The sequence below is a fragment of the Pigmentiphaga kullae genome (assembly GCF_004216695.1).
GTDB lineage: Bacteria > Pseudomonadota > Gammaproteobacteria > Burkholderiales > Burkholderiaceae_B > Pigmentiphaga > Pigmentiphaga kullae.
Genome location: NZ_SGXC01000001.1, coordinates 1,389,429 through 1,411,813, shown reverse-complemented (window position 1 = coordinate 1,411,813; position 22,385 = coordinate 1,389,429). Strand labels below are relative to the sequence as shown.

The following is a 22,385-nucleotide window of genomic DNA, read 5'->3' as shown; positions in this document are numbered from 1 at the left end:
CTATTTCCGGAGCAGCTTGCGGGCGAGCTCGACCACGAGCACGATCACCGCGCCGGCGACCACGCCGAACGCTATGTTGAGCAGCACGGGCAACACCGCCGCCGCAATGCCGCCGATCGCGGGCAGGCCGGCCGCGCCATGGGCCAGGCGTTCGATGCCGCCGTGGACGGCTTGCAGGCCGTGCGTCAGGATCGAGCCCCCCACCGCGAACATCGCCACCGTGCCGATGACCGACAGGCTGCGCATCAGGAACGGCGCGGCGCCGACGATGGCCCGGCCGACGGCGCGCGCCGGCGCGGACCGCCGCGCGCCCAGATACGCCCCGGCATCGTCCAGCTTAACCACGCCGGCCACGATGCCATAGACGCCGACGGTCATCAGCAACGCGATACCCACCAGCACGGCCACCTGTGTACCGAAACCCGCGCCGGCCACCGTTCCCAGCGAAATCGCGACGATCTCGGCGGACAGGATGAAGTCGGTGCGCACGGCGCCGCGGATCTTGTCGCGCTCGAAGGCCACCATGTCCACGCCCGGGTCCTCCAGCGCCCTGCGCCGCTCGTCGTGCCGGGCCTCCTTGTCGTGTCCGGGCAGGAATTTCCCGGCCAGTTTCTCGGCGCCCTCGAAACACAGGAAGGCACCGCCCACCATCAGCAGCGGCTGGATCGCCCATGGCGCGAAGGCGCTGATGATCAGCGCCGCCGGCACCAGGATGGCCTTGTTGCGCAGCGAACCCTTGGCGACCGCCCATACCACCGGCAGTTCGCGGTTCACCGACACGCCGGTTACCTGCTGCGCGTTCAGGGCCAGATCGTCGCCCAGCACGCCCGCCGTCTTCTTGGCGGCAACCTTGGTCATCAACGAGATGTCGTCCAGAACCGACGCGATATCGTCGAGCAAGGCGAAGAAGCTGCTTCCTGCCATCGGGGTTCCTAGAAACTGTGATTCACGCCCATGCCCACGTTGGTCCGGCTGCCTTCGCTGGATGGCCGCCCGTGGCCCAATCCGGCGTAGACCTGCGTGCGCCTGGACAGCGCATACGATACGCCGGCGCTGACGTAGTTCGTCGCGCCGCTGCGGCCGTAGCCCTGGAAGTCCCGGCCCACGCCGACCTTGAACGTAGCCGCGCCGATGCGGTGGGTGGCGGCCAGCATGGCGCTGGTGCGGCGCCGGCGGCTCTCGCCCAGGAACACCTGGCTGGCCGCCGTCAGGTCGGTCAGGTTGGCGGAGGCCATGACCCGCGTCGGGCCCGACCCGTAGGCCAGGCCGACGAAATAGGTCTTGTCGTTCACGCTGTTGCGTTCGGCGGAAACCAGGAAAGTCGCCGCGCCGTCGTCGTAGTTGACGCCGGCTGCCAGCCCGCGCTTGCTTTCGACCGTACCGTTGGCGTCGGGCACCTTGCTGCGCTCGCCGTTGGCCGCCAGGTGCACCGACCAGCCGCGCGCGACCGGCGAGTCGTAGAACACGCCGTTGTTCGCGCGGTTGTAGTCGCCCAGCGGTCCGTTGCGATAGGGATCCGTCCGGTACGCCGGGTGGTAGATCTGCCAGGCGATGGAAGCCACGCGGTCGAAGTTGTACCAGGGGTCGAACTGCCAATCGAGCGCCCACATGGGCGTCATGGCCCGCCCCAGCCGCAACTGGCCGAAGGGCCCTTTCACGCCCACGGTGGACTCGCCGTAGAACAGCGGCGCGCCGCCGCTGGCCTCCAGCCGGCCGGTGTCGATCTCGAAGCGCGACTGGAGATGGAACAGGGCGGCATAGCCGTTGCCCAGGTCCTCGATCCCCTTGATGCCCCAGTAGCTGCGCTGGATGTTGCCGATGGAGGTGGCGCCGCGCGCCAGGCGGTAAATGCCGGCGTCGACCACCCCGTACAGGGTCATGGACGACTGGGCGCATGCCGCGCTTGCCGGCACCAGCCACGCGGACAGTACGGCCAGCCAGGTGCGATGCGATCTTGTCATGTTTCGGCATGCCTGGAAAAACGAAACCCGACGCAAGTGTGGCGCGATCGGCGCCGCTTGGCAAAGCGCCGCCTACGTACAACCCCCGACGGACAAGTCGCCGCGCCCGCCCCCCACGCGCGTGCGGATCCCGGCTTAATGGCGCCTCGCCCGCTCCGCACCGGCCGGGACGCCTTCGCCATGCGGGCGAAGGAAAGCCACGCATGGGATGGCCATGACGCCACGCCACTTGGGCATTCTTGCCCCCTTCCTGCTCCTGCTTGCCGCCTGCGGCGGCCAAGACTCCGCCCCGCGGCAGCCCCGCTCCATCGCCGACCTGGAACGCCAGGGCGAGCTGCCCGTGCTGGACCGCTCCGAGGACCTGGGCGGGCCCGATGCCGACGGCAACGGCGTGCGCGACGACATCGATGCATGGATCGCCCGCCGGGGCGGAGCAGCCGCGCGGCAGGACGCGCTCAGGCAGCTCGCCCGCTCGTTCCGGGACGCCCTGCTGTCCCGAGGCGACTCCGTCGCGGCGCAGGAAGCGGCCTGGCGCACCAGCCGGGCGGTGGCCTGCGTGATGGCGCGCAGCGCTTCCGGCGCCGAGGGGGCGGACGCCGTGGCCGACATGCGCAAGATGTCCGCCAACACCCAGGCCCGGGTCCTGGCCTACCTCGATTATTCCGCCGCGCTGGACGGCGCCATCCTGTCGCTGCCCGTCGGCGACGGCTGCGATGAATAAGGCTACGCGCCGATGGGCACTGGCGCTGCTGGCGGCAGCGGGCCTGGTGGCGCAAGGCGCGAGGGCAACGGACCTGTGCCCCGCCCATACCCACACCCTGGCCTTCTTCAATGGCGTCTGGAACACGCCCGACACCGCCGCCAGCGGCGCGCGGGCGCTGCTCGGCACGCTGGACGAAGCGCTGCGGCAGCACCCCGCCCGCGCCACGTTCGCCGTCGGGGCCGAGGTGTTCTACAACGCCAGCGGCTTGCAGCGTGGAGCGCGCAAGGGCATCGAAGACCTGGTGGAAGCCTTCGCGCAGCGTGCCGCGGAACTGGACGACGCCCTGCGCCACCGCTGGGAGCTGTTCTGGGAAATCGTCGATGGCCGCCAGGACGGCTGGCGCAAGATAGCGGCGGTGCTGCCCCGGGCCTACGACCTCGCCGTCGCGCTGACCGAGGCGCGCAACGCCCGCCTGCTCGCCGACGCCACCTCGTTCGCGGCCGATCCGCCCACCGGGATCGACTACGCCGCCCATCGGCTGCGCCTGCGCGCGTTGCATGCGCTGGGTCGGGGCGTCCTGCTGGTGGGCCATTCGCAAGGCAACTTCTTCCTGAACGCCGCGTACCGGGCCCTGCCGGATCCGGCATCGCTCGCGGCCGTCCACATCGCGCCCGCGTCGGCCCGCATCAACGGCCCCCACCTGCTGTCGGGCAACGACCTGGTCATCGCGGCGCTGCGCGGCGTCGTGCCGGGCGCCCCGCCGCCGCCCAACCTCTGGATCCCGCCTTCGACCCGCGACGCGTCCGGCCATCGGTTGATCGAAACCTATCTCGACGCGGACCGCAACGGTCGGCCCGCCGCCGGCGCGCTGATGGCCGACGGCCTGCTGGCGCTGAAGGCCCCCGAGCCCCGGGCGAGCCCGGGGTTCTTCACCGCCACGCTGGCCTGGGATGGGGAAGGCGACATCGATCTCCATGTACTGGAGCCGGGCGGCGACCACGTCCACTATGGCGCGCGCCTGGGCGCCAGCGGCACCCTCGATCTCGACAACACCGCGGGCCATGGTCCGGAGCACTATCACGCGACCTGCGATCCGCAGCGCCTGCAGGCCGGCATCTTCAGCGTGGGCTTGAACAACTACGCGGCGCCCGCCGGCAGGCAGGCGATGTTGCAGATCGCCACCGCGGACCAGGGCGTGGTCCGCACGGTCCAGGTGGATGCGGGCCCGCCGCGCGGCGAGGCAGGGGACAGCTCCCCACTCATCGTCCTGCGCGTCGCGGTGGCCCGGTCCGGACCGGCCTGGACGGCAACCGTCCACTAGAAGCGCTCGGATCACTCGGCGCGTATGCCACGCTCCTTGATCACCTGGCCGAAACGCGCGTAGTCCCTGGCGAAGCCGGCCGCCGCCGAGCGGGGGTCGTCGCCCACCGGCACGAAGCCCATGGCCCGGAGCTGTTTTTCAACCTCGGCATCGCGCAGGACACGGGCGAACTCGACGTGGATGCGATCCACGATGTCCGGCGGCGTGCCCTTGGCGACGAACAGCAGCTGGAAGCCCTCGACTTCCGTGCCCGGGTAGCGGCCGGCCATGGGCCGGGCCGACGGGAACAGGAAGAAGGGCTCGGCCGAGGTCACGCCCAGCACGCGGACGGTGCCCGTGTCGACCAGGGGCTGCACGTTCGTCGGCGTGTCGATGCCGCAGTCGAGCTGTCCGGAGGCAAAGCCGGGCGCGACCTGCGAAAAACTGCGGTACGGGACGTGGACGATGTCGACCGAGGCCGCCTGCTTGATCAGCTCCAGCGCCAGGTGAGGCGGCGACCCCACGCCGTAGCTCGAACAGGTCAGCTTGCCGGGATGGGCGGCCGCGTAGGCCACGAAGGCTTCGAACGAATCCACCGGCAGGGACGTCCTGACGACCAGCGCGTAGGGCGTGCGCGCGATCCGGGTCACGGGTACGAGGTCGCGCTCCACGTCGAAGGGCAGCCGGGACAGCCAGGGGGTGATGGCCAGCGCCGAGGTCTGCATCAGCAGCGTATAGCCGTCCGGCGGCGCCGCCACGACCGCCTGGGTGCCGATGTTGCCGGTCGCGCCGGTCCGGTTGTCGACGATGACCGGCTGCCCCGTCCGGGCCTGGATGCGCTCGGCCAGCAGGCGCGCCACGCGGTCGATCGAACCGCCCGCCACGAAGGGAACGATGAGCCGTATCGGCCGCTCCGGGTAGGCGGCCGCCGCCGGGGCGAGCGGCGCCACAAGAATGGCCGCCATCAGGCCGTGCCATAACGCTCGGATCATGTGCCGTCTCCGTTGTTGTCATGTATCGTGGTGCGCGTCCGATCGCTGCACTGTAGAAGGCGGACGCCTTGCCCGCCATAGGCGCGAGGCAATGTGGCCATTGCCGGCAGGTGATGACGCGGCATGGATGGCGAGACCCACACGATGACGACCCTGGAATTGATCGCCGGCCGCTACGCCGGCCTTGCCTTTCTTGCCTGGCTGGCCGGCGCCTGCGCGCTCGGCCTGTGGGTGGGCGGACTGCTGGACGCGAGCCGGGCTTCCCCCGCCCGCCGGTCGCGCGTCATGGCCGCGCTGATCGTGGGCGGCGCCGCCGTGTTCGGACTGATCGCCGCCAACGTCGTGACCGAATCGCGGCTGGTGGTATTCGACAAGACTCTGGCCGAGACTCTGGCCGAGCGCGCCTCGCCCGCGTGGCTGCGCTTCCTGGCAGTGCTGACCGTGGCCGGCGACCGCGACTTCCTGCTGGGGCTGGGCACCCTGGTGGCGGTCGTGCTGCTGGGCCGCCGCCGCTGGCGCGACGCGGCGCTGTGGCTGGCGGGCACGCTGGGCGCGGCGGGACTGAACGTGCTGCTCAAAAGCGTGTTCCAGCGGGTCCGCCCCGAACACCTGCACGGCTTCACCCAGGAACTGGGGTGGAGTTTCCCCAGTGGACACGCCACCGGCGCGATGGCGGTCTACGGCATGCTGGCTTATCTGCTGGCAAGCAGCGCCCCGCCGGCGTGGCGCCAGGCCATGGCCATGCTGGCGGCCGGCCTGATCGCCAGCGTCGGCTACAGCCGGGTGATGCTGCAGGTGCACTACCTGAGCGACGTCATCGCCGCCTTCGCGGTGACGGCGGCCTGGCTGATGGCATGCGTGGCCGTGCGCGAGCGGACAGACCGCTCGCACGGGCTCACGCCATCAGGCCCTCGATCTCGCTGACCTCGCGCACGTCGCCGAAGTTCTGCACGAAGGTCTCCAGCGCCGCCCGGTGCTCCTCGTCGGACAGGGCCGCCAGGCAGTCCGCCACCATGATGGGAAAGAAGTCCAGCATCATCGCGTCGCGGCCGGTGGACTCGCAGCAGATGTTGGTCTTGGTGCCGGCGATCAGCAGATGGGTGATCCCCGCGCTGCGCAGCACCCGCTCCAGCCCGGACGAACCATGCGCCAGCGCGCTGTAGCGGTTCTTGGCCAGGTGGACGTCGCCCGGGGCGGGCTCCATGCCCTGCCACAACGCCTCGGACGCCGGCCGCGGCGCGTTCGCCTCGATGGTGCGGGCGCGGACGTCGGCGGCCACGAAATGGTCGTAGAAGCCGGACCAATCCGACCCCTGCCCCACCGGCAGGTTCGCGTGCGTGACCCACGCGACCAGCCCGCCCCGGCGGCGCAGCATGCGGGCCAGGGTGTTGATGTTGCCGACGATGGAGCGGGACTCGGGGACCTCGGCCGGGCTGCCGGGGGCGACGAAGGTGGGCTGCATGTCGATGACGACCAGTGCGGTCCTGGCCGGGTCCAGCCGCTCGTGCAGATGGAGGCGGCCGCGCCGGGCAATGACGCGATCGACGATGTGCTGGCGTATCGGTAGCGTATGCATGCTAGCGCCGGCCGCCCAGGAGGCTGCCACCGATCTTGATCAGGTCCTCCAGGCCTACCTGCCCGTCGCCGTTCTGGTCGAGCAGCGCGCCCAGCAGGCCCCCGCCCAGGCCACCCTGCTGGCGCGCGGCATCGCGCTCCTGGCCCAGCGTGTTGCCCAGGCTGTCCGGCGTCATTCCACCCGCCTGCACACGCTGCGCCAGGAAGGCCATCACGATGGGGGCGAGCATCTTCAGCAGATTGGCGGCATTGCCGCCGCCCAGGCCGGTGGCCTCGCCCAGCCCGGTCTCGGCGCGCTGCTGGTTCGTACCGAAGATGTGGCCCAGGATGGCGCCGCCATCCGATTGCGCCCCCGCGTTGCCGCCGCCGCCCAGCAGCGACCCCAGCATGCCTTCCAGGCCGCCACCCCCGCCGTGGTCCTGCAGCGCGCCGAACAGCGCCTGCGCGCCCTGCGGCTGGGCCGCGTTGTTGCCCATCGCGCCCAGCAGCAGGGGCAGCGCGGCGCCCACGGCCTGCTGGGTCTGGGCGGTGTCCGTGCCCAGTTGCTGCGCGAGCTGCTGCAAGGGGGCGCCTTGCAGCTGGGACATCAGTTCGTCTGACAGGGAAGAGGAGGCGTTCATGGCGATTCTCGCTGAAGACGCCGGCGCGGTGCCGGCCCAGGGGCCATCGTAGCTCGCCATGCACGAGCGCGCATGACGTTAACAGACTGATACGTCTGGCGAAAACGATTGTTTCGACTCGGCGGCAGCGGGGCGGTCAGCGTCGCGGCAGCGCGAGATACGCCTCGCGCACGGCCTCGGTCCCATGTGCCCGTTCCAGCCTCCGCACAGTGAAGTGGCCCCGCCCCATGTCCTGGAAATGATCGATGAACAGCGCATTGATCGCCCCGCCGCCGATGGCTCCTATCATCGGCACCGCCTGGGCCAGCGCCTTCTCGGACACCGCGATCGAGAAGCGCGAGGCGACCTCGGAGATCAGCCGGACCAGCACCGGCGCGCTGCCTTTGGCCGTGCCGTGCTGGGCGAGGTACTGGCTGGCCGAGGCGATGGCCTGCGCCAGCGCGGCGCGCGAGGCGAAATAGCCGGCGTCGGTCGCGTCGTCGGCCTTCGAGGAACCGCCCAGCGCCAGCACGTGCAGGCACTCCAGCCGCGATTCCGGCGTCTTCAGGTCCTCGCCCTGGCTGCGGGCGATGTCGGCGATGGAGCGCAGCATGATGGTGGTCGAGATCGGCAGTTCCACGGCCAGCCCCGCCATGCCGAAGGCGCCGCCAGCGGCGCCCGAGGCCCCGGCCGCCAGCTTGTGCCACCAGTCGGCGGCGGCCGCCGGCCGGGTCGGGTCCATGGTCTTGACCGCCACGTCCAGCGCCTTGCTGATGGAACGGCGGGCGATCTCGTCGATCATCGACGACACCCGGTCCGGCAGCGCGGCCAGCGTGCGCTCGATGGGCTTGCCGGCGATCCCCGCGATGCGCGCGGCGATGCCCGGGTGCTCCAGCAGGTGCCGGGCCCGCGCCAGTTCCTGCAGGTCGGATTCGGAAAGCGGCATGGCAAGTCCTCGGAAAACGTCCTGGTCCATGTTAAACAAAAAGTCCCTACGCCCGCCGCGGCGCGCCGGTCCCGCCCCTCCAAACGCGGGGAGGACTACAATCATTGATCAATCAATGATTTTGGCATCTTCCCATGTCCACGCTTTCCCAGCATTCCGAAGGCCAGGTCCTGCCCTTCCGGCAATCGCTGATGGCCGTCCTCGGCATGTGCTTCGTCATGATGATGGTCGCCATCGACCAGACCGTCGTGGGTACCGCGCTGCCCACCATCGTGGCCGAGCTGCGGGGATTCGACCTGTACGCGTGGGTGGCCACCGCCTACCTGCTGCCGTCGGTCATCACCGTGCCCATCTTCGGCCGGCTGGGCGACTACTACGGCCGCAAGCCGTTCGTGATCGCCGCCATCTTCGTCTTCACGCTGGCCTCGGTGCTGTGCGGCGCAGCCACCAGCATGCTGTGGCTGGTCGTGGCGCGGGGCCTGCAGGGCATAGGCGGCGGCATGCTGGTGGGCTGCGCGTTCGCCTGCATCCCGGACCTGTTCCCCGAGCCGCGCGTGCGCCTGCGCTGGCAGATCATCGTCAGTTCCGCCTTCGGCATCGCCAACGCCATCGGCCCCTCGCTGGGCGGCGTGATGACCGAGCAATACGGCTGGCGCTCGGTGTTCTACGTCAACCTGCCGGTCGGTATCCTGGGAATCCTGTTCGTCGCGCGCTTCCTGCCGCGCATCCGCCACCACACGGCCGGCAAGATACAGCTCGACTGGCCCGGCGCGCTGCTGATCGCGGTGGCGCTGGGCTGCCTGCAGATGGTCGTGGAACTGCTGCCCAAGGGCGCCGGCTCGACCACGGTGCTGCTGCTGGGAGCCGGCAGCCTGGCCGCGTTCGCCGGCCTGTACTTCTGGGAACAGCGCTGCCCGCAGCCGCTGCTGCCCATCGACATGTTCCGCAACCCGGCGCTGGCCGTGCTGTTCGTGCTGGCGACGCTGGTGGGCTTCATCATCTTCGCGCTGATGTTCTACGCGCCGCTGCTGCTGCAGGGCGGCTTCGGACTGTCGCCCCAGGAAGCCGGCCTGCTCATTACGCCCATGGCCGCCTGCATCACTGTGGGCAGCATCCTGAACGGCCGCATCATCAGCCACATCGACAAGCCCAACCGCATGCTGTACGCGGGCTTTTCCACGCTGGCGCTGGCCTGCCTGGGAGTCGTCACCACCCACCACGACACGCCGCACGCGCTCTTCGCGTTCTACATGTTCCTGGCCGGCATAGGCATAGGCTTCACCATGCCGAACCTGACGATCTTCGCCCAGCACACCGCCGACCGCACGCACCTGGGCATCGCCACCGCCACGCTGCAATCGACACGCATGGTGGGCGGCATGCTGGGCACGGCCATCGTGGGCACCATCGTCTCGCACAGCTACCTATGGCGCGTCACCGACGTGCTGCAATCGGAGAACGCGCTGCAATGGCTGCCGCAGTTGCACAATCCGCAGGTCCTGGTGGATCCGCAGGCGCAGCGCACGCTGGCCGAGCAGCTCGCCCAGCATGGCGGCCAGGCCACCGAACTGCTCGAACACGTGCGCGAGGCCCTGGTCTCGGGCATCCACAACGGCCAGATCCTCGCGGTGCTGATCGCCCTGATCGGACTGTGGCTGGTGCGGCGCGTGCCGGCCATCCAGATCGTGCGCCCCGAGCGCGGCAAACAGCCTGCCTCCGGGGACACGCCGTGAACCGCGAACAACGCGGCCTGCAGGTCATCCAGCGCCTGGGCCAGACCTACCGCGCCATGCAGGCGGGTTTCAGCGGCCGCATCGGCCATGCGCTGCCGCGCTGGCGCATCCTGCTGACGCTGTCCGAGCACGGCACCTGCCCGCAAAAGCTCCTGGCCGAACGCTGCCGCCTGGACCCGGCGTCGCTGACGCGGCTGCTCCACGCCATGGAACAACTGGGCTGGATCGCTCGGCAGGTGGATGCCCAGGACAATCGCCAGACCAACGTCAGCCTGACGGCGGCCGGACAGCAAGTGGTCGACGAGGCCATGCCCCGGCGGGCGGCTTTCCTCGACGAGGTCCTGCAAGGCCTGTCGGAGAAGGAGCTGGATGCGCTGCTGCGAACGCTGGAGACGCTGGAGGGCAATTTTCGGCGGGCGGCGGCACCGAGCCAGCCAGCCTAAGGCTGGCCGTGCGGCCGCTGAGCGTGACCGGGATCGATGCGCTCGCCGTACAGTTCCAGCCTGACGTCCCGCAACCGATACCCCAGCGCCTCGGCAGCCGCCTGGTACGTGCGCACCAGGTCGGCCTCGGGCAGCTCCACGATCTCGCCCGTCCGGACATCGATCAGGTGCGCGTGCAGCGCGCGCTGCGCCAGTTCCCAGACGGCCCGCCCCTGCGTGAACACGTGCCGGCGGACCATGCCGCGATCGTGGAACTCCTTCAGGATGCGATAGACGGAAGACAGGCTCAGCGCGGGATCCGCCTTGCGGGCGCGCATCAGCAGGTCTTCCGCCGTGGGGTGGTCGGAGGCTTCCTCCAGCGCGGCAAGCACGGCCTGCCGGCCCTTGGTGGCGCGCATCCCGGCCAGCGCCGGCGGCCGCGACGCGATCTGGCTTCGTGGCGCCAGCATCCTAACCTCCGCTGATGTCCCGGGCGGCCTTTTCCAGGACGTCCAGCACCCGCCGCGTCTCGGCCTCGTCCCAGCCGCGCGAGTGAAAGACCAGCGCCGCGCGCAGCGTGTGCATGGCCTGGTGCACCGAGCCCGGCATGGCGCGGCCGGACATCGACTGGGCGGTGATGTTCATCCGGTGCAGCACGGCATCGACCATGGGCCGGTTTTCCTGCAGGAAGGCCCGGCCTTCGTCGGTGATCTCGAACGAACGCTTGGCGCCTTCCACGCCGGCGGCGCGGATGTGCCCCTGCTCTTCCAGCAGCGTCAGGGTCGGGTAGACCGAGCCGGGGCTGGGCGCATAGACGCCGCCGAAGCGCTGCTCGAGTTCCTTGATCAATTCATAGCCCGAGCTGGGACGTTCGGCGATCAGCGCCAGCAGCACCAGCCGCAGGTCGCCCGGCCCGAAGACGCGCCCGCCCCGGCCGAAACCGCGGCCGCCATCGCCGAAACCGCCACGGCCACGGCCATCCATGTCGAACGGGTCGCGGCCGCGATGGCCGCCCCGTCCCGCCATCCACGCGGGCCAGGCGGCCCACATTCTGTGAGGGTGAAACATACGAATACTCCTTCGATACAGTTAAACGATATATCGTTTGTGTGTATCGTATAGACGTTCTTTTCGATATGCAAGCCCCCGGCGAGGCTATCTAGCCACGCTTGCGCCCGCCCCCGCCTTCGCCGTGTTCCAGCGCGAGCCGGACGAACTCACGCGCCGCCGCGGTCTGGTAGGCGCCGCGCCGCTGCATCAGCACCGCGGTTCTTTCGAGCAGGGACGGCGCGAGCGCGATCGATGCCAGACCGTCCCGGTCGCCGGCGATGGTGGCCGGCAGCAAGGTGGACAACGAAGTGCGCCGCACGATCTCGATGACGGCGCCCAGCGAATTGGCCTCCATCAGGACGCGGGGGCGCAGGCCATGCCGGCGGCAGTAGCGATCGATCTGTTCGCGCGTCGCGAACTCGGCGGTCAGCAATACCAGCGATTCGGTGTCCAGCGCCTTCAGCGGCATCCGCCGCCTGCCGGCCAGCGGGTGCCGGCTGCCGACCACCAGCGCCAGCGTCTCCACCAGCAGCCGCTGCGACGCGATCTCGGGCGAGCGCACTTCCTCGAATCCTATGCCCACGTCATATTCGTCGTCCGCCAGCAGCGCCTCGATGCGCTCCTGCGGCATCTCGCGCAGGATCAGCGAGACATTCGGATGGCGGGCGTGAAAGCGCTCGACCAGCGGTCCGACCAGATACGAGGCGAAGGTGGGCGTCACGGCCAGCCGCAACGACCCCCGGCTCAGGTCGCCCACATCGTGGATCGCGCGCCGGCCTTCCTCCAGGTCCTGCAAAGCCTTGCGGGCGTGCTTGAAATAGACGTGGCCCGCATCCGTGAGCCGCGTCGCGCGCCCCGTCCGGTCGAACAGCCGCGCCTCCAGCATCTCTTCCAGCTGCCGTATCTGCTGCGACAGCGCCGGCTGCGAGACATGCAGCGCCGCGGCGGCGCGCGTGAAGCTGCGATGCTCGGCCACGGCCAGGAAATAATGGATGGGTCGGAGCAGCATGGACGGACCTTATAAGAAGAAATTATCGAAAAGATAATAAATCCGTCTTTTACCTTATTGATCGCGCAACGTAAGATCGATGTCCTGCCATCGATCCGTCCTCATTGGGAGACAGCAACATGAACATGCCCGAGCATTTCCTGCGCATGGCGGTCGATCTCGCCCGCAAGAACGCGGAATGCGGCGGCCGCCCCTTCGGCGCGGTCATCGTCAGGAATGGTTCGGTCATCGGTACCGGCGTCAACCAGATACTCTCGTGCGCCGACCCCACCGCCCACGCCGAGCTGTCCGCCATCCGCGCGGCCTGCCGCGCGCTGGGCTCGCCGCGCCTGGACGGCTGTGTGGTGTACGCCAGCGCGCAACCCTGCCCGATGTGCCTGGCCGCGATCCACATGACCGGCATACGCGAGGTCTTCTACGCCTATTCGAACGACGACGCCGAACCCTACGGACTGTCGTCCGCGCCGGTCTACCGCGAACTGGCCCTGCCGTTGTCGGAACAGTCCATCAACATCGTCCACTATCCGATTTCGCCCGCGCCGCAGTTGTACGAATCGTGGCGCGCCGTGGTCAGCGAACGCGCCTGAAGGACGAGGCGAAGCCATCGGCGAAAGCAGCGTCCACCGCAGGAAGGTCCGGGACTACCCTGGCCAGATCGCCATTGCGGCCCGGGCCACTCGCTCCAGTTCCGCGCGCTTTACTCCATCCCGCGCCTGCAACGACATGCCCTGCACGACAGTCGTGAAATACCGGGCCAGCGTATCCAGGTCGACCTCCGGCGACAGTTCCCCATCGGCCACCCCCTGTTCCAGCCGTTCGCGCACGTGCTGGGTCGAGGCCAGCCGATGGCTCCGCAGGAACGCCGCCATGCCTTGATTGGCCGGCGTGCAGTTGGTCGCCCCCAGCACCACGAAGCATCCCTTGGGCTTGCCCGGCAGCGTCAGCGCCGTCGCGGCGGCCATCAGCATGCCTTCGACCGCCGCCCGCGCGGTCTTGCCCTTGCGCAGCGCCACGTCGGTCATCCCGCCGTCGGTGTGGCGATAGCGCTCCACGGCCTCGCGGAACAGGGCCTCCTTGCCGCCGAAGGCCCCGTACAGGCTGGGCGCGTTGATGCCCATCGCCGTCGTCAGGTCCGACAGCGACGTGCCTTCATAGCCGCGCTCCCAGAAAACTTCCATTGCCCGCTGCAAGGCCGCGTCGCGGTCGAAGCCGCGCGGGCGTCCCCGTTCAGCCATATCGCACCTTTTTTGTAACGATCGATATAAAAATTCTTGACGCTCCGTGAAGAGGTCGGGGATCATTTTATAACGATCATTATGGAAATGGAGCAAAGCATGTCCCGATTGTCAGGAAAAGTGGCCTTGGTAACCGGCGCGAGCCGTGGCATAGGCGCGGCCATCGCGCTGCGCCTGGCGCGCGAGGGCGCGGATGTGGCGATCACCTACGCCAGTTCGCCGGACAAGGCCGAGGCGGTGGCCGGCGAACTGCGCGCAACGGGCCGGCGCGCCGTGGCCCTGCGCAGCGACAGCGCCGAGCCGCACGCCCCCGCGCAGGCGGTGGCGCGTGTCGTGGAGGAATTCGGCCGGCTCGACATCCTGGTCAGCAACGCCGGGATCGGCTACTGGAAAGCGCTGGAGGACTTCACCGTCGAGGAATTCGACCGCGTGATGGCGGTGAACGTGCGCGCCGCCTTCACGGGCGCCCAGGCCGCGGCGGCGCGCATGGGGCAAGGCGGCCGCATCATCACGATCGGCAGCTGCAACGCCGATCGCGTGCCGGCCCCCGGCTCGACGCTCTATGCCATGAGCAAGTCCGCGCTGATCGGCCTGACCAAGGGCATGGCGCGCGACCTGGGCCCGCGCGGCATCACCGCCAACCTGGTCCAGCCCGGCCCGATCGACACCGACATGAACCCGGCCGACGGCGACCGCGCGGACGGCCTGCGCGCGCTGATGGCGCTGGGGCACTACGGCGAAGGCGAGGACGTGGCCGGGCTGGTCGCCTATCTGGCCAGCGCCGAGAGCCGCTTCGTCACCGGCACCGCGCTGACCATAGACGGCGGCTACAACATCTGAGCCGGACATGGAAACGACCGCCTCCACCCACCACCACGCCGACGCCGGCAAGGCCATCGTCCTGGCCGCCGTCTGCCTGGCGGGACTCATGATGCCGCTCAGCTTCACCGGTCCCGCCGTGGCTACCCCGGCCATCGCGCGGGACCTCGGCGGCAGCCCCATCGCGCTGGCCTGGATCGTGAACGCCTTCGTGCTCGCGTTCGGCAGCTTCGTGCTGGCGGCCGGCACGCTGGCCGACCAGTACGGCCGCAAGCGCATCTTCCGCCTGGGGGTGCTCGGCTTCACCCTGCTGTCGGCCGTGACCGCCTTCGCCCCCAATCTGCTGGTGCTGGACCTGCTGCGCGGCGCGCAGGGCATCGCGGCGGCGATGGCCATGGCGGGCGGCGCGGCCTCGCTGGCCCAGGAGTTCGACGGCCCGGCGCGCACGCGCGCCTTCAGCCTGCTGGGCACCACGTTCGGCGGCGGCCTGGCCTTCGGGCCGATCTGGTCGGGCCTGCTGATCGAGCACTTCGGCTGGCGGGCCATCTTCCTGTCGGGCACGGGCATCGGCCTGCTGGTGCTGTTCGTGGGCGTACCACGGATGCGCGAGACGCGCGATCCGGACGCGCGCGGCATCGACGCCTGGGGAACCGCGACCTTCACCGCCGCGCTAAGCCTGCTGATCTTCGGCATCGTGACCGGCCCCCAATACGGCTGGACCAGTCCGGCCGTGCTCGCGCTGCTGGGCGGATCGCTCGCCCTGCTGGCGGCGTTCGTCGCCATCGAGCGGCGGCAGGCGCGGCCCATGCTCGATCTGTCGCTGTTCCGCTATCGCCGTTTCGTGGGCGTGCAATTGCTGCCGCTGGCGACGGCCGTGTGCTTCGTCGTGCTGCTGATCCTCCTGCCCATAGGCTTCATCGGCGTCGAAGGCTATTCGGAGATCCAGGCCGGCCTGATGATGATCCCGCTGTCTCTGCCCATGGCCATCGTGCCGTTCCTGGCGGGGATGCTGGCGCGCAGGTATCCGGCGGGCGGGCTGTCCGCGGCGGGCCTGGTGGTGGCGGCCGCCGGGCTGGTGTGGCTGGCCGCGATACCGTTGGGCCAGCAGTCCACGGCCATCGTCTGGCCCATGCTGCTGATAGGCGCGGGCACCGGGCTACCGTGGGGACTGATGGACGACCTGTCGGTCAGCGTGGTGCCGAAGGAGCGCGCGGGCATGGCTACCGGCATCTTCTCGACCATGCGGCTCGCGGGCGAGGCGGTCGCGCTCGCGGCCGCGGCGGCGCTGCTGCTGGCGCTGACGCAGACGGGCCTGGCTCAGGCCTTGCACGAACCGGCCGCCATTGCGGCCATCGCCAACGACATGGCGGCGGGAGCGCTGGACCATGCGGCCGCGCAGCTCGGCGGCGAAGGCCGGGCCCTACTGGTGGCGGTGTACGCCGACGCCTTCCGCGCCCTGCTTCTCGTCCTGGCGGCGCTGGCCCTGGCGGGGGCGCTGGCGGCCTGGCTACTGCTCAGACCCGCTGCCTACCGCGCCTGCTCCTTGATCCAATCCACGAACGCCCCGACCTCCGGCCGCAGCGCCACGTCCGGCCGCATCACCAGGTAGTAGGCGAAGCGTGCCGGCCAGGGCTTGTCCAGCGCCTGCGCGAGGCGGCCTGCGGCGATCTCCTCGCGCGCGTACTCCCGGGGCACCAGCGCCAGCCCCTGCCCGGCCTGGGCCGCGCGGATCAGCAGATAGTCGTCCTCGAACGCCGTGCCGCGCGCGGCGCGCGGATCATCGGATTCGCCATGCGCCGCCAGCCACAGCGCCCAGTCCGCGCGGTCGGCATCCTGCAGCAGCGGATAAGCCAGGCAGTCGGCGGGCTCGCGGATCGGCGCGCCCGCCGCGAGCAGCGCGGGACTGCCGACCGGAACCAGCACCGGCGTCATCAGACGCTCCGACAACAGGTCCGGATAATCGCCCAGCCCGTGGCGGATGGCGATATCGACCCCATCTCGCCGCAGATCCGCCAGCGCCGTGGAGGCCTCGACGCGGATCTCGATGTCCGGATGGCGGGTGGTGAAGCTACCCAGCCTGGGCACCAGCCAGGAAGCGGCGAAGGAAGGCACCGTGCTGAGCGAGATCGTCTTGCGGGCGCGTTCGGTTTCCAGCATCCGCAGGGCATGCTCGATCTGGTCGAACGCGCCCCGCAGCAACGGATGCACCCGCGCTCCCGCTTCGGTCAGCACCATCTTGTGATGGCTGCGAAGGAACAACGGCATGCCGACCCGCTCTTCCAACTGACGGATCTGCTGGCTGACGGCCCCCGACGTGACCCCCAGCGATGCGGCCGCGCGCTTCATGCTGCCATGGCGCCCGACCTCCGCAAATGCGCGCAGGGCAAGAAGAGGAAACACAGGACTCATGGTTTAGATTTTCTAAATTTTAGGAGCAGCTCAAATCGTTTTGTTTTTCCTTTTCCGGTGAGGAAAATGTACGAACCCATCCCCTTTCGAGTTTAGCCCTTCTTCTTCATGATCGACCTCTACACCGACAGCTCGCCCAACGGCTTCAAGGCCACCATCGCCCTGGAAGAACTGGCGCTGCCCTATCGCCTGCATCATGTGCGCATCGACCAGGGCGACCACCGGCAGCCGGACTTCCTGGCGCTCAACCCGCATGGCCGCATTCCCGCGATGACCGACGATGCCACCGGCGTCGCGCTGTTCGAATCGGCCGCCATCCTGCTCTATCTCGCCGAAAAGACCGGCCGGCTGCTGCCGCGCGACACCCTGGGGCGTTGGGAGGCGATCAAGTGGCTGCAGTTCCATGCGTCCAGCATGGGGCCCATCATCGGACAGCGCGTGCATTTCGAGCTGTTCGCCCAGGAACGCCTGCCCACCGCCATCGCCCGCTACCAGGGCCTGACGGAAGACATCTTCGCCGTGCTCGACGCCCGCCTGGCCGGGCATCCCTACCTGGCCGGCGACGCGTACTCCATCGCCGACATCGCGACCTTCGGCTGGACGCACATCGCGCGCATCATCGGCTTCGACTTCAGCCGGCATCGGCATTTGTCGGCATGGCATGAGCGCGTGGCTGCAAGGCCGGCGGTGCGCAAGGGGGTCACGCTGCCCGCGCCGGCAACGGGGGCTTGATCGCGCACAAATGAAACATCCCCGCCCAGGGCACGCCAGGTCGGGGATGTCGAGAAACGGCCCACCCGTTCCCGGGTAGGCGCAAGCATGGTCAGACGTTGAACAAGAAGTTCATCACATCCCCATCCTTGACGATGTACTCCTTCCCTTCCGCCCGCATCTTCCCCGCTTCCTTCGCGCCCGCTTCGCCCTTGTACTGGATGAAGTCATCGAACGCGATGGTCTGCGCGCGGATGAAGCCGCGCTCGAAGTCGGTGTGGATCACGCCCGCGGCCTGCGGCGCGGTGGCGCCGATGGGCACGGTCCAGGCGCGCACTTCCTTCACGCCGGCGGTGAAGTAGGTCTGCAGGCCCAGCAGCTTGAAGCCGGCGCGGATCAGGCGGTTCAGGCCGGGCTCTTCCATGCCCATGTCGGCCAGGAACACCGCGCGGTCCTCGTCTTCCATCTCGCCCAGTTCGGCCTCGATGGCGGCGCAGATGGCGACGGTAGGCGCGTTCTGCTTGTTGGCGTATTCGACCAGCTTGTCCAGCAGGGGATTATTGGTGAAGCCGTCTTCCTTGACGTTGCCGACGTACATGGCGGGCTTGGCGGTGATGAAGCACAGGGGCTTGATCAGGGCCTTCTCTTCGTCGGACAGGTCGAGCGCGCGTATCGGCTTGGCCATGTTGAGCTGGGCCACGCACTTCTCCAGCACGGCCACGAGCTTGGCGGCGTCCTTGTCGCCGGACCGGGCGGTCTTGTTGTTGCGGTGGACGGCCTTCTCGGCGGTCTGCATGTCGGCCAGCGCCAGTTCGGTCTCGATCACCTCGATATCCGCGATGGGATCGACCTTGCCGGCCACATGGATGACGTTGGAATCCTCGAAGCAGCGCACGACGTTGACGATGGCGTCGGTTTCGCGGATGTGGGCCAGGAACTGGTTGCCCAGGCCTTCGCCGGTGCTGGCGCCGGCCACCAGGCCGGCGATGTCGACGAATTCGACGGTGGCGGGCACGACGCGCTCGGGCTTGACGATGGCGGACAGGGCATCGAGGCGCGGATCGGGAACCTCGACCACGCCGACGTTGGGTTCGATCGTGCAGAAGGGGTAGTTTTCCGCGGCGATGCCGGCTTTGGTCAAGGCGTTGAAGAGTGTGGACTTGCCGACGTTGGGCAGGCCCACGATGCCGCACTGGAGGGCCATGGGGGGAAACCTATGTTGTCGTGAAAGGAGCTGGGGGCATTGTACCGCCCCCACCCCGGTTGCAGCCCGGCCGCGCCTGCCCCCTGGCGCGCTCACTCCGCCTTGATGTCGGCCTTCTCGATGATGCCCTTCCACACGGCGGCCTCTCGCCGGATCTGGGCGCCGAACTCGGCCGGGCTGTTGCCGACCGCGGTCAGGCCCAGTTTCTCGAACTGCCGGGCGATTTCCGGCTTGGCGACGGCGGCCTTCACGGCGTCGGCCAGCTTCTGGACGATGGCGGGGTCGGTGCCCACCGGGGCGGCCAGGCCCCACCAGTTGCCGGCCACCAGGTCGGGCAGGCCTTGCTCGGCGGTGGTCTGCACCTGGGGCAGCGCGGGCAGGCGCTGCGGCGCCGCCACGGCCAGCGGCTTGAGCTTGCCGCTGGCGATGTGGCCCGCCACGGTGCTGATGCCGGCCGAGGCGAAGAAGATCTGGACGTCGCCCGCCAGCAGCGCCTGGACCGCGGGCGGCGAGCCGCGATAAGGCACGTGCACCAGTTCTATGCCGGCGGACTGCGCGTACAGCGCGCCGATCAAGTGGGGCGCCGTGCCGCTGCCCGGCGTGCCGTAGTTGAGCTTGCCAGGGTTCTTCTTGGCGTAGGCGGTCAGTTCGGGCAGGTTGTTCGCCGGCAAGCTGGCATTGACCACGATCACCGCCGGGGCGTTATTGATGACCGTGACCGGCACGAGATCCTTGGCCGGGTCGTAGCGCAGCCTGGCCAGGTACTGGTTGGTGACGAAGTTGTTGGTCGCGCCCAGCAGCAGCGTATAGCCGTCGGGCGCGGACCGCACCACGTCCTCGGCACCGATGTTGCCCGACGCCCCGCTCTTGTTATCGATGTAGAAATTCGCGCCCAGGCGGGCTTCCAATTCCTGCTGGACGATGCGGAAGGTCACGTCGCCGGCGTTGCCGGGCGCGTAGGGCACGACCACGCGTATGGGCCGCGACGGCCAGTTGTCGGCGGCGTGCGCGGCGGTGCCGACGGCGCACAGCGCCAGGGCTGCCGCGAGCGCGCGGCGGGACGTATCGGGAAGGCTGCTCATGTCGGGGTTCTCCGTTGGTCGGGGCGGGCGCCGCTCCCCTCGATCAGCTGCATGACGGCGCGATACAGGGTGCTCGACCGGTCGCACAGGTCGAGGATCACATCGAAGTGATGGCGGCCTTCGAACACGTGCTCGGAAGCCAGCAGGCCGCGTTCGCGCCAGTAGCGGGCGACTTCCCCGCTCTGGCGGCGGAACTCGTCGGTGTCGCCGCGGGCCACCGCCACCACGACCGGCGTGCGGCCGCTGGGCTCGTTGGCCAGCAGCGAGAACTCCTGAACCTGCTCGGGCGTCAGGTGCAGGCGCTGGTTGCGATACGACAGGCGCACGGGTTCGAGATGGCCCAGGCCGCTGACCAGCACGGCGCCCGCGAAGTCGTTGCCCGGCAGGCCGGCCGCCGTCCAGTCGTGGGTCAGGCACTGGGTGACCAGATGGCTGCCCGAGGAATGGCCGATCAGCACGATGCGCGAAGGATCGCCGCCATGGCGGGCGATGTTGCGCGCGACCCAGCCGACGCCTTCGCGCACGGCCGCGACCATCTCGGCGAAGGGAACCTGCGAGGCGCGGGGAAAGCCCAGCGCCACGTACATGCAGCCGTCCCGCACGAAGGCGGGCGCGGCGAAGGCGCTCTCTTCCTTGTTCTGCCCCAGCCAGGCGCCGCCGTGCACGTAGACGACGACGGGATGAGGGCCGGCGCCGGCCGGCGCATAGATGTCCAGCCGGGCATCCTGGTGCGCGCCCCAGCGCACGTCGTGTTCCGTGCGCAAGGAAACGGCCTCCTGGCTCAGGCGCGCGCCCTCGTCCAGGGTCTGGCGGAAGGTGGGGCAGTAGCGCTGGTTGTCGTACTGGTAGTCCAGCGCTTCCTGGTCGTAGTCTCCAAAGACTGCTTTCATTCATGCATTCCGATACGGGATCCGCTCAAGGTAGCAAAGGGGATTCTTTTTCGGAATTGAATTGTTCCTATAGATTGATATCAGGAATTCATGAATGCGCCATGCCCGTCAGGCGGCGGGATCCGGCTTGAACGCCGCCGCCAGTTCAGGATCGGCCAGGTTGGACTCGACCCGGGCCAGGAGACGCTCCATCAGTTCGACCTCGTCCGGCCCCATCCCGTGCAGCGCATGGCGCAGGAAGGCTTCGCGCCGTTTTTCCAGCCGCTTGTACAGGGCGCGGCCGGCGGCCGTGAGCTTGACCAGGGTCAGCCGGTTGTCGGACCGCACCAGTTCGCGCTCGATGAAGCCCTCTTCCTCCATGGGCTTGACGGCACGGGTGATGGACCAGCCATCCAGTCCGGTGTGTTCGGCCAGTTCCTTCTGGGTGGATTCGCCGCGGTTGTACAGCATGAACAGCACACGCCAGCGGACGATATGGATGTCGGTGTATTGCTCGAAGGCCGAGATGCAGGCCGCGTAGGTCCGCGCGATCTGGAGATGGACAGTCGATTGCGACGGAAACGCACGGGGGTCGGACGACATGTAGGGATACTCGCGTCTGTTGATCGATGATGCGTGCGGGCCGGCTGCGCGCCGGCCCCCGGGCGGATCAGAAGGAATGGATTATGCCTGCCGTCAACATGGTCTGTGAACGGCCGGAGGCCACGCCTATGTCCTGCATGGCGGCGAATTTCGCGTCGCCGGCGGCCCGCTGGTACTGGCCGAGCAGGTAGGCGCTGGTGCGCTTGGAGAACCCGTAGATGCCCACGAGCTTCAACTGGTTCCAGCGCGCGCCCTCGAACCGCGAATGCGTGAACGTGGCCTGGACGGTCTGCGACGGCGCGTAGGTCCAGCCGCCGCCGATGTCGACGTTGTGCTGGGTGGCATCCCCGCCCAGCGCGGACATGCGGGTGCGCGAGTACGCGACGCCGACGATGGTCGACGTCCCCCGCCACGACGTGCCGATCGCGACGTTGCGCACCGAGTCGGTCGACACGGCGACGCCTGGGGTCAGCGTGACGCCGAAGGCCTGCGTGACTCCCATGCGGCCCGCGATATCGACGGGCCGGTTGCGATGTTCCGAAGCCACCAGCGCGGTCCGCCAGGGTCCGGCGGTGTAGGTCGCGCCCACGCTCAGGTTGCGGTTACGGCGCGAATCGCCCGGCACTTCGCCGAAGCCATACTGCGCGGCCGCCTTGAACCCGCCGAAATCCGGCGTCGTATACATGACGGAATTGCCGAACTGATACTGGCTGGCGTAGTTGTCCCAGTTGCCGGGGTGCTTGGCGACGATGGCGGTCAAGGCAGGCGGGCTCAGGTACTTGGGAATGAACTCGTACATCAGGTCCGGCATCCGCCCCATGCGGAAAGACCCGAAGCCGCCGTTCAACCCCAGGCTGGCTTCGCGGTTGAACAGGCGCTCGGCCACCACTTGTTGTCCGCTCTTGGTCAGGATGCCGGTTTCGAGCCTGAAGTCCGCCTTGAGCCCGTTCCCCATGTCCTCGACGCCGCGCAGACCGAAGCGCTCGGGTTGCATGGCGCCGGAACCCAGCGACCACCGGCTGCGTCCGCCGATGTCGTCGACCACCTGTACCCCGGCATCCACGGTACCGTAGATGACGACGCTGCTTTGGCCAAACGCCGGCGCGGCGCACAGTCCCGCTGCCAGCCACAGCGCGCTGCAATGCTTCATGGATGTTCCCCCC

25 protein-coding genes are annotated in these 22,385 nt (G+C 68.9%); 9 read left to right on the top strand and 16 right to left on the bottom strand.

Features of this window, described 5'->3' with window-relative positions; genetic code table 11:
* Entirely contained in the window at positions 1 to 924 is a 924-nt protein-coding gene (locus tag EV675_RS06955) for a DUF808 domain-containing protein (RefSeq protein ID WP_130356586.1), read from the bottom strand.
* An 8-nt stretch (positions 925 to 932) separates the two neighbouring features.
* The gene (locus tag EV675_RS06950) at positions 933 to 1,961 is read right to left on the bottom strand and encodes a porin (protein WP_130356585.1); all 1,029 of its coding nucleotides are present in this window, start codon (positions 1,959 to 1,961) and stop codon (positions 933 to 935) included.
* A 214-nt stretch (positions 1,962 to 2,175) separates the two neighbouring features.
* Between EV675_RS06950 and EV675_RS06945 the strand changes: the two genes are divergently transcribed.
* The gene (locus tag EV675_RS06945; protein ID WP_130356584.1) at positions 2,176 to 2,682 is read left to right on the top strand and encodes a hypothetical protein; all 507 of its coding nucleotides are present in this window, start codon (positions 2,176 to 2,178) and stop codon (positions 2,680 to 2,682) included.
* A complete protein-coding gene (locus EV675_RS06940) occupies positions 2,675 to 3,985 on the top strand; it encodes a YfaP family protein (protein WP_130356583.1) in 1,311 nt (436 codons plus the stop codon). Before EV675_RS06945 ends, EV675_RS06940 begins: the two co-directional genes overlap by 8 nt.
* Positions 3,986 to 3,996: 11 nt before the next feature.
* Here the strand turns inward: EV675_RS06940 and EV675_RS06935 are convergent, their stop codons facing one another.
* Complete coding sequence (locus EV675_RS06935; RefSeq protein WP_130356582.1) at positions 3,997 to 4,956, bottom strand: Bug family tripartite tricarboxylate transporter substrate binding protein; 960 nt, start codon at positions 4,954 to 4,956, stop codon at positions 3,997 to 3,999.
* Positions 4,957 to 5,079: 123 nt separating this feature from the next.
* On the opposite strand from EV675_RS06935, the gene EV675_RS06930 reads away from it, so the two are divergent.
* Positions 5,080 to 5,880, top strand: a complete 801-nt coding sequence (locus tag EV675_RS06930; RefSeq protein WP_130356581.1) for a phosphatase PAP2 family protein — start codon at positions 5,080 to 5,082, stop codon at positions 5,878 to 5,880.
* Here EV675_RS06930 and EV675_RS06925 read toward each other — a convergent pair.
* The 3 genes from EV675_RS06925 to EV675_RS06915 form a co-directional block, all read right to left on the bottom strand.
* On the bottom strand, positions 5,852 to 6,532 hold the full coding sequence (locus EV675_RS06925) for an isochorismatase family protein (protein ID WP_130356580.1): 681 nt from the start codon (positions 6,530 to 6,532) through the stop codon (positions 5,852 to 5,854). The genes EV675_RS06930 and EV675_RS06925 overlap by 29 nt on opposite strands.
* 1 nt (position 6,533) lies before the next feature.
* Positions 6,534 to 7,151 carry a DUF937 domain-containing protein gene (locus tag EV675_RS06920; protein WP_130356579.1) on the bottom strand — a complete coding sequence of 206 codons (618 nt, stop codon included), beginning with the start codon at positions 7,149 to 7,151 and terminating at the stop codon, positions 6,534 to 6,536.
* A 136-nt stretch (positions 7,152 to 7,287) separates the two neighbouring features.
* The gene (locus EV675_RS06915) at positions 7,288 to 8,076 is read right to left on the bottom strand and encodes an EcsC family protein (protein WP_130356578.1); all 789 of its coding nucleotides are present in this window, start codon (positions 8,074 to 8,076) and stop codon (positions 7,288 to 7,290) included.
* A 134-nt stretch (positions 8,077 to 8,210) separates the two neighbouring features.
* On the opposite strand from EV675_RS06915, the gene EV675_RS06910 reads away from it, so the two are divergent.
* Entirely contained in the window at positions 8,211 to 9,809 is a 1,599-nt protein-coding gene (locus tag EV675_RS06910) for an MDR family MFS transporter (protein WP_130356577.1), read from the top strand.
* The gene (locus EV675_RS06905) at positions 9,806 to 10,252 is read left to right on the top strand and encodes a MarR family winged helix-turn-helix transcriptional regulator (RefSeq protein WP_130356576.1); all 447 of its coding nucleotides are present in this window, start codon (positions 9,806 to 9,808) and stop codon (positions 10,250 to 10,252) included. Before EV675_RS06910 ends, EV675_RS06905 begins: the two co-directional genes overlap by 4 nt.
* On the opposite strand, the gene EV675_RS06900 is transcribed toward EV675_RS06905, so the two are convergent.
* From EV675_RS06900 to cynR, 3 genes are all read right to left on the bottom strand, one after another.
* On the bottom strand, positions 10,249 to 10,701 hold the full coding sequence (locus tag EV675_RS06900) for a Fur family transcriptional regulator (RefSeq protein ID WP_130356575.1): 453 nt from the start codon (positions 10,699 to 10,701) through the stop codon (positions 10,249 to 10,251). The genes EV675_RS06905 and EV675_RS06900 overlap by 4 nt on opposite strands.
* Before the next feature lies 1 nt (position 10,702).
* Positions 10,703 to 11,299 (bottom strand): PadR family transcriptional regulator, encoded by a 597-nt coding sequence (locus EV675_RS06895; protein WP_130356574.1) that lies wholly within the window; start codon positions 11,297 to 11,299, stop codon positions 10,703 to 10,705.
* 91 nt (positions 11,300 to 11,390) lie between these two features.
* Positions 11,391 to 12,290, bottom strand: coding sequence for a transcriptional regulator CynR (gene cynR, locus EV675_RS06890; protein ID WP_130356573.1), 900 nt, complete (start codon positions 12,288 to 12,290; stop codon positions 11,391 to 11,393).
* Between the two features lie 119 nt (positions 12,291 to 12,409).
* On the opposite strand from cynR, the gene EV675_RS06885 reads away from it, so the two are divergent.
* On the top strand, positions 12,410 to 12,877 hold the full coding sequence (locus EV675_RS06885; RefSeq protein ID WP_130356572.1) for a nucleoside deaminase: 468 nt from the start codon (positions 12,410 to 12,412) through the stop codon (positions 12,875 to 12,877).
* A 54-nt stretch (positions 12,878 to 12,931) separates the two neighbouring features.
* Here the strand turns inward: EV675_RS06885 and EV675_RS06880 are convergent, their stop codons facing one another.
* Positions 12,932 to 13,525: a TetR/AcrR family transcriptional regulator gene (locus EV675_RS06880; protein WP_130356571.1), complete on the bottom strand. Its 594-nt coding sequence runs from the start codon at positions 13,523 to 13,525 to the stop codon at positions 12,932 to 12,934.
* Positions 13,526 to 13,624: 99 nt separating this feature from the next.
* Here EV675_RS06880 and EV675_RS06875 point away from each other — a divergent pair, with 99 nt between their 5' ends.
* Complete coding sequence (locus EV675_RS06875; RefSeq protein ID WP_130356570.1) at positions 13,625 to 14,365, top strand: 3-oxoacyl-ACP reductase family protein; 741 nt, start codon at positions 13,625 to 13,627, stop codon at positions 14,363 to 14,365.
* Positions 14,366 to 14,420: 55 nt separating this feature from the next.
* Entirely contained in the window at positions 14,421 to 15,953 is a 1,533-nt protein-coding gene (locus EV675_RS06870; protein WP_423213217.1) for an MFS transporter, read from the top strand.
* On the opposite strand, the gene EV675_RS06865 is transcribed toward EV675_RS06870, so the two are convergent.
* Positions 15,872 to 16,753 (bottom strand): LysR substrate-binding domain-containing protein, encoded by an 882-nt coding sequence (locus EV675_RS06865; protein ID WP_130356568.1) that lies wholly within the window; start codon positions 16,751 to 16,753, stop codon positions 15,872 to 15,874. The two genes, EV675_RS06870 and EV675_RS06865, sit on opposite strands and share 82 nt — an antisense overlap.
* A 108-nt stretch (positions 16,754 to 16,861) precedes the next feature.
* Here EV675_RS06865 and EV675_RS06860 point away from each other — a divergent pair, with 108 nt between their 5' ends.
* Positions 16,862 to 17,485 (top strand): glutathione S-transferase family protein, encoded by a 624-nt coding sequence (locus EV675_RS06860; RefSeq protein WP_130356567.1) that lies wholly within the window; start codon positions 16,862 to 16,864, stop codon positions 17,483 to 17,485.
* Positions 17,486 to 17,576: 91 nt separating this feature from the next.
* On the opposite strand, the gene ychF is transcribed toward EV675_RS06860, so the two are convergent.
* The 5 genes from ychF to EV675_RS06835 form a co-directional block, all read right to left on the bottom strand.
* The gene (gene ychF, locus EV675_RS06855) at positions 17,577 to 18,668 is read right to left on the bottom strand and encodes a redox-regulated ATPase YchF (RefSeq protein WP_124687408.1); all 1,092 of its coding nucleotides are present in this window, start codon (positions 18,666 to 18,668) and stop codon (positions 17,577 to 17,579) included.
* Between the two features lie 92 nt (positions 18,669 to 18,760).
* Positions 18,761 to 19,750, bottom strand: coding sequence for a Bug family tripartite tricarboxylate transporter substrate binding protein (locus EV675_RS06850; protein WP_130356566.1), 990 nt, complete (start codon positions 19,748 to 19,750; stop codon positions 18,761 to 18,763).
* On the bottom strand, positions 19,747 to 20,640 hold the full coding sequence (locus EV675_RS06845) for an alpha/beta hydrolase (protein WP_130356565.1): 894 nt from the start codon (positions 20,638 to 20,640) through the stop codon (positions 19,747 to 19,749). The genes EV675_RS06850 and EV675_RS06845 overlap by 4 nt, the downstream gene beginning before the upstream one ends.
* A 108-nt stretch (positions 20,641 to 20,748) precedes the next feature.
* Positions 20,749 to 21,222, bottom strand: coding sequence for a MarR family winged helix-turn-helix transcriptional regulator (locus EV675_RS06840; protein WP_130356564.1), 474 nt, complete (start codon positions 21,220 to 21,222; stop codon positions 20,749 to 20,751).
* Positions 21,223 to 21,289: 67 nt separating this feature from the next.
* Positions 21,290 to 22,372, bottom strand: coding sequence for a porin (locus EV675_RS06835; RefSeq protein ID WP_130356563.1), 1,083 nt, complete (start codon positions 22,370 to 22,372; stop codon positions 21,290 to 21,292).
* Between the last annotated feature and the right edge of the window lie 13 nt (positions 22,373 to 22,385).